We start from the raw sequence: 6,196 nt of genomic DNA, 5'->3' as shown, positions 1-6,196 counted from the left end.
CCCTGGACAATTTTGCTGATGCGGCAGTGTACGGACTCGCTCTTTATGCGGTTGGGCATAGCGTGAAAAGGCAGGTCAGTGTTGCGCACGTTGCTGGTGTGGTCCAACTGGTTTTGGCTGTTGGCGTACTCGTAGAGGTCGTGAGGCGCTTTGTCTTCGGTAGCGAGCCGGAATCGATGGTGATGATGCTTATCGCATTCGTCGCACTGATTGCCAATACCACTTGTTTGCTGCTGATATCCAAACATCGAGAGGGCGGGGCGCACATGAAGGCAAGCTGGATATTCTCGGCCAATGACGTGGTGATCAACCTGGGCGTCATCACCGCCGGCGCCCTGGTCGCGTGGACCGGATCCAATTATCCGGATCTGATTATCGGTACCATCGCGGGGGTTGTCGTGCTTAACGGAGCCAGACGCATTCTGGCCCTCAAGGGTTAGGCAACATCCATGATTGGCAAATACCTCTCGCCGTATGCCCTGTTGTCCATCTCCGGCCTGATAGCCGCGTCTGACCAGATTGTAAAATGGCTGGTCCAGCAATCAATGGCATATGGCGAGTCGGTTTCGGTGACGCCATTCTTTAGCTGGGTGCACGTATGGAACACCGGTGCCGCATTCAGTCTTTTTGCCAATGGTGGAGGCTGGCAGCGCTACTTTTTGATCGGAATCGCGGTGGTGGTCTCAATTTTGCTGATCAAGCTGGTCCTTGAGAACCGTCACAAAGGAGAGGCCATCGCCTACAGTCTTATCCTTGGTGGCGCGATGGGTAACCTGATTGATCGGATATTTCGTGGCTATGTTGTGGATTCCTTTGATGTCTATTGGCGAGCCTGGCACTGGCCGGCTTTCAATGTCGCAGATATTGCAATTGTCCTCGGTGTCTTACTTTTCGTTTCCTCAAGCTTGTTGCGTGAAAGAACAAACACCAATGTCGAAACAGATTGGTCTGACTGAGGTCTGCATCTATAAACTGCCATGACGGAAATGCCTAACAACATCTTGCACCTGCCTGAGTACCAGGTCCTGGGCTGCAAATCCACCGACGACGATATGCACTTCCAGGTGGACGCGCCCGATCCCATCGCCTGCGAGGAATGCGGCGTCCAGGGTGAGTTCGTGCGGTTCGGCAAGCGTGATGTTCCCTATCGTGATCTGCCCATCCACGGTAAGCGGGTCACCCTCTGGGTGGTCCGCCGCCGGTACAACTGCCGGGCCTGCAAGATCACCTTCAGGCCCCAGCTACCGGAGATGGTGGACGGCTTCCGCATGACGCTGCGGTTGCATGAATACGTGGAGAAGGAATCCTTCAACCACCCCTACACCTTCGTGGCGTCACAGACCGGCCTGGACGAGAAGACGGTACGCGACATCTTCAACGCCCGTGCCGAGTTCCTGGGGCGTTGGCACCGCTTCGAGACGCCCCGCATTCTGGGCATCGACGAGCTGTACCTGAACAAGCGCTACCGCTGCATCCTGACCAACATCGAGGAGCGACCCCTGCTTGACCTGCTGGCCACCCGCCGTCAGGACGTGGTGACCAACTACCTGATGAAGCTGAAAGACCGGCAGAAGGTCGAGATCGTCAGCATGGACATGTGGAACCCCTACCGGGCAGCTGTCAAGGCGGTGCTGCCACAGGCCCGTATCGTCGTCGATAAGTTCCATGTGGTGCGTATGGCCAACGATGCGCTGGAGAAGGTACGCAAGGGCCTCAGGAAGGAGCTGAAACCTTCCCAGAGCCGAACCCTCAAGGGAGACCGGAAAATCCTGCTGAAACGCGCTCACGAAGTCTCAGACCGGGAACGCTTCATCATGGAGACCTGGACAGGCGCATTCCCGCAACTGCTGGCCGCCTACGAGCACAAGGAACGCTTTTACGGCATCTGGGACGCCACCACACGACCCCAGGCAGAAACCGCCCTGGACGACTGGATAGCCACCATTCCGAAGGGCCAGAAGGAAGTCTGGAGCGATCTGGTCAGGGCTGTGGGTAACTGGCGCGAAGAGATCATGACCTACTTCGAGACGGACATGCCCGTCACCAATGCTTACACGGAGTCCATCAACCGACTGGCCAAGGACAAGAACCGTGAAGGGCGAGGTTACTCCTTCGAGGTGATGCGGGCACGAATGCTCTACACTACGAAGCACAAGAAGAAGGCTCCGACTGCGAAGGTCTCTCCGTTCTACAAGAAAACCATCGGTTACGGACTGCCGGACTTCGCAGAGGAACTCAACTACGGGGTCGATCTATCAACCATCTGAGGGTGGTATCAGGTTGGTGGGGTGAAGGTGCCCCATCAACCATTAAATCCGTATACCCTTTCTTTATAGCGTTATTCGCTATACCTGCAATTGCAGAACACCCCACATCGTTCAGTCAGGCAAAACGATTTGCCCGAGAAATTTACCAAGACAACCAGAGTACGTTTTACTGTGGATGTAGCTATAGCAATGATGGTGCGATTGATGCTGCATCTTGCGGATATGAACCAAGAAAGCAACCGAAACGAGGTGAACGCTTAGAGTGGGAACATGTAGTCTCAGCTTGGGAAATTGGCCATCAACGCCAATGCTGGCAAAATGGTGGTCGTCGGAACTGCGAAAAGAATGATCCTGAGTTTTCTAAAATGGTTTCGGATCTCCATAACCTCGTACCATCTGTAGGAGAGCTCAATGGGGATAGGTCAAATTTTCGATTTGGCATGATTCCGAATGAACCAAGATCCTATGGTCAATGTGATTTCGAAGTTGATTTCAAAGACCGTCGAGCAGAACCACCAGCTAACCGTCAGGGTGATATTGCTAGAATTTATTTCTACATGCGAGATCAATACGGCCTAAGACTCAGTAGGCAACAAACTCAGCTATTTGAAGCTTGGTCAAGAATGGACCCTGTTGACGAATGGGAAAAAGTGCGTGATTTTAAGATTAAAACTATTCAAGGTAACTCTAACTGCCATGTGTCAAATAGCTGTTAATTGAAACTAGCTGAGACAAACTTGTTGGACAAGGTTCTTTTAGCGAAAATCAGATTAACATTACTAAAATTAATCTGATAGTCGGCAACTGCCAAAGTGGACGTTCGGATCTGACTCGCTTTTGAACCATCATCAGCTTTGTCGAATTAAGTCGAATTTTCAATCAATCGTAATTCCCCCAAATTTCTCTCGTATAGCGTCGTTAATATCTATGCATTTAATAAATTGTCAGAAAGGAACCCTAAGTCACTTTGGAAAGTACCCGTTTATCGAAATTAGCGTAATAGCCTATTGATTCGCACACCACTAATAGTTCACGCCACTCATCGCTTTGGAACAAATGCGCCATAGAAAGTTAATCTTATTCGTATTGTTAAGCATCTATTTGGCGCTAATTTGGCTGGTAAATTAATCTCTGTTTTGCCATTCTTCAACGATTGGCTGCCAGTTTACTTCACGAGGCTCACCTGTGGAGTTAGACCATACGTCCCAAAAGTCAGGATCATCAGACTGAGGCCTTTGCTCTTCACTAAGTTCTTTCATTCGAACTAACACCGGTAGTTCTGAAGCCCATCCGAGTAAAATTGCATGTCGAGATGGTAGCGATGGTAGCTCTCTTAATAGCCCCCTCATGTTATCGGGAACAAGCCTATGAACTTGTTCTTGGTCTCTATCATTGCTAATTCTGTGCAGTAAAAAAGTATTACATTGAGAAAGAACAGTAGGAGATAACTCAGAAGGTCGTTGGGATGATACTACTAGTCCCAAACCAAATTTACGCCCTTCGCGAGCGATTTTTTCAAATACTTTGCAGCACACATCAGAAACTGATTGACTCTCACTTTCTTCTTTGTATCGTTTGATAAATGTATGAGCTTCCTCTGCAACCATTACTGTTGGTAATGGTTTTCCATTCATCTTCCGATATCGTTGAAGAGCTTCAAAAGTCACTCTAGAGATTACTGCTGTTACAAGATGGATAATTTCATTGGGAACTAGTGATAGGTCGATAACAGTGATAGCACCATGAGTATCCTTCCCAAGAAAAGTATCTAGCCAATCAGTTAAACTTATTGGTTCCTCAGAATCTTTAGTAACTGCACTAATTCGGGTGTCACCTAGCATTGTGCGAATTCGAGTCAAAAGAAATTCCATGAACTGCTCAGTTCCCGTTTCTTGTGCTAAAGCTTCGAGATAGGCGACGAAGTCATCACCTTCAAAGCGAATAGGCGTATCTTCACTTTTCGGGAGAAGTTCTTGTTCATCACCACCAAGTGCAACATGAGCTTCTTTTAACTCAGAAATCAACTTATCAGTATCACTGACTTCAGGCTTAGCAGGCCACTGTGCTCCTCTTCTGGAAGATAGGTAAGTATTTATCGTGCTTATTACACTATTGAAAGGTTGGTTGTGGATTTTTTCGTTTAATGTTATGAGGCTAGTTTCCCATGACGTTAAACTTTCAACTAAGCCTTTGGCATGACCACCATTCACATATATCTGCCCTTGACTTGCTAGTTGCCTTATTGAAACTAAAAGTATTCCGCAAAAATGTTTTGCTTGAATTGTCACATCATCTTCTGACAACACATCATTTCTCATCGCCCTCAAAGCTCGTCGTAGTAATGGGAGTTGAACTTTTGAACTTGCCTGAGTGAACGCCCCCCATTCTGAACTGTTCCATAGCCATGATGGTACTTTAAGTTCTAACTCACCATAATCAGAGTTAGCCTCTACGCGCAATAAATTCCCCTTATATTTTGACTTTGGACCAAATGCTCGGCTGTACTCCCCGTTAGGATCAAGTATTATAAATCGAGCGTTCGGAGTTTGGCCCTGTTGTAAAACTGCGTCCAGTGACCATTGAATTAGTCCCGCCACAGAGCAAGATTTACCACTACCTGTGTTGCCTAAAACAGCTATATGTCGCCCAAAAAGCTTATCGGGGTCGATTTTTATTTCTGCATTGTTAGCTAGAGGACTATCTCCTATTTTAACCCTTCTGTTTTCACCTGATTCGATTATTGAGTTTAATTGTTGGTCAGTAGGTAAAAGCACTGAATCACCAACTGAAGGAAATGCATCTGTTCCTCTGGTGAATTTGAAACCATCGTTTTTTCTATCGCTTCTCAATGTACCAACGGGGTTGATACTGAGCTTTTTTAGAGGAAAAGGTAAGTCTATCAAGCCAAAATCTTGCAAGCCTCTTCTTTTGGGGTATGGCGAGTGTTCTACTGCGATCCACTCAACTTGACCAACTAGAAATCCATCATCACTGTTTATAAGCACATAACTGTTGATTCGAGGAAAGTTGCGAGGTGAGCCTCCTTGAAGAGAGACTGAGTCTGGGGAATCAATTTCTAAGGAAACTCTAATTTCACTAGGCGATACAAAACCAACGGTTCCGATTCGTAACTGTTCCAGTCTTTCTATAGGCAAGTAACTCATGATGTTACCTCGGTGGTAGTTGCATTACCTGAGTGTTCTGACTGGATAAAGCCTCGCTGTTTTAGTAATTCGGCCATCTTTATTGATGCTTTATCTATGGCTGGTTTAGGTAGATAGTTATCAACCAAAGTTTTTAGATCCCCCAAATGGTCACCCATTAGTAAAGTGATTTGAGCTTTTCTTCCACTTTTACCAATGAAGTTCATAATTCTTTCTAGCGGATCTCCGAAAGCAATGATGACTAGATGGGTAGATGGAACGGTAAGCATATCTTCAATTACTCTGTTTATATGCTCATCACCAAAGCTATAGCCATACGTGACTAATGTACTGTTTGGACGGCTAGTCGCTGCTGCTAAGTCTCTAAATAACTCTACATAGGGGTACTCAGCGGTTTCTCTATCTTTGACTGAATTAGGGTAAATCATAAGTTGTTCATAACTATCGCTTTCGTGCCCCTCTGCTTCTAGAAACGGTTCAACAGAGCGAGCTCCAAAAGGTAGGCCAAAGCGCCTAATCGCACCATCTTGTTCGTGCCAATCTAGAGAACCGTGAAGTTTGGTAAAACGTGCCACTCCTTCCAAATATCTTGGTTCACCACGTATTCCCGGAGGGTTATAGTGATAATCAACTTCTAATCTTGAGGATCTAAAAACGGGAGCAATACTTCCAACAAAACGGTCTATGAGTCTTAAACCAGCAAGTTCAGCACCAACCTCGATAATTCGGTCATAGTTCGTTGTAAAAATATGCAATCTGTCGCGT

6 protein-coding genes are annotated in these 6,196 nt (G+C 46.9%); 4 read left to right on the top strand and 2 right to left on the bottom strand.

What is annotated here, in order from left to right:
* From R7Z49_RS22925 to R7Z49_RS22910, 4 genes are all read left to right on the top strand, one after another.
* Window positions 1-440 (top strand): cation transporter (locus R7Z49_RS22925; RefSeq protein WP_276434605.1); only part of this gene is annotated, 440 nt, incomplete at its 5' end.
* 9 nt (window positions 441-449) lie between these two features.
* Window positions 450-956 (top strand): signal peptidase II, encoded by a 507-nt coding sequence (gene lspA / locus R7Z49_RS22920; protein WP_007146113.1) that lies wholly within the window; start codon window positions 450-452, stop codon window positions 954-956.
* Window positions 957-977: 21 nt separating this feature from the next.
* The gene (locus tag R7Z49_RS22915) at window positions 978-2,267 is read left to right on the top strand and encodes an ISL3 family transposase (protein ID WP_048608532.1); all 1,290 of its coding nucleotides are present in this window, start codon (window positions 978-980) and stop codon (window positions 2,265-2,267) included.
* 41 nt (window positions 2,268-2,308) lie between these two features.
* The gene (locus tag R7Z49_RS22910) at window positions 2,309-2,983 is read left to right on the top strand and encodes an endonuclease (RefSeq protein ID WP_048608563.1); all 675 of its coding nucleotides are present in this window, start codon (window positions 2,309-2,311) and stop codon (window positions 2,981-2,983) included.
* A 408-nt stretch (window positions 2,984-3,391) separates the two neighbouring features.
* Here R7Z49_RS22910 and R7Z49_RS22905 read toward each other — a convergent pair whose 3' ends face one another.
* Entirely contained in the window at window positions 3,392-5,431 is a 2,040-nt protein-coding gene (locus R7Z49_RS22905) for an ATP-binding protein (protein WP_004249372.1), read from the bottom strand.
* A partial coding sequence (locus R7Z49_RS22900; protein WP_318112079.1) for an SIR2 family protein occupies window positions 5,428-6,196 on the bottom strand: 769 nt, incomplete at its 5' end. The genes R7Z49_RS22905 and R7Z49_RS22900, both read right to left, overlap by 4 nt.

It is taken from the genome of Vibrio sp. 1562 (genome assembly GCF_033340155.1).
GTDB lineage: Bacteria > Pseudomonadota > Gammaproteobacteria > Enterobacterales > Vibrionaceae > Vibrio > Vibrio alginolyticus.
Note: the sequence above shows the minus strand (reverse complement) of the source record. Positions and strands in the feature narration are given on the sequence as shown.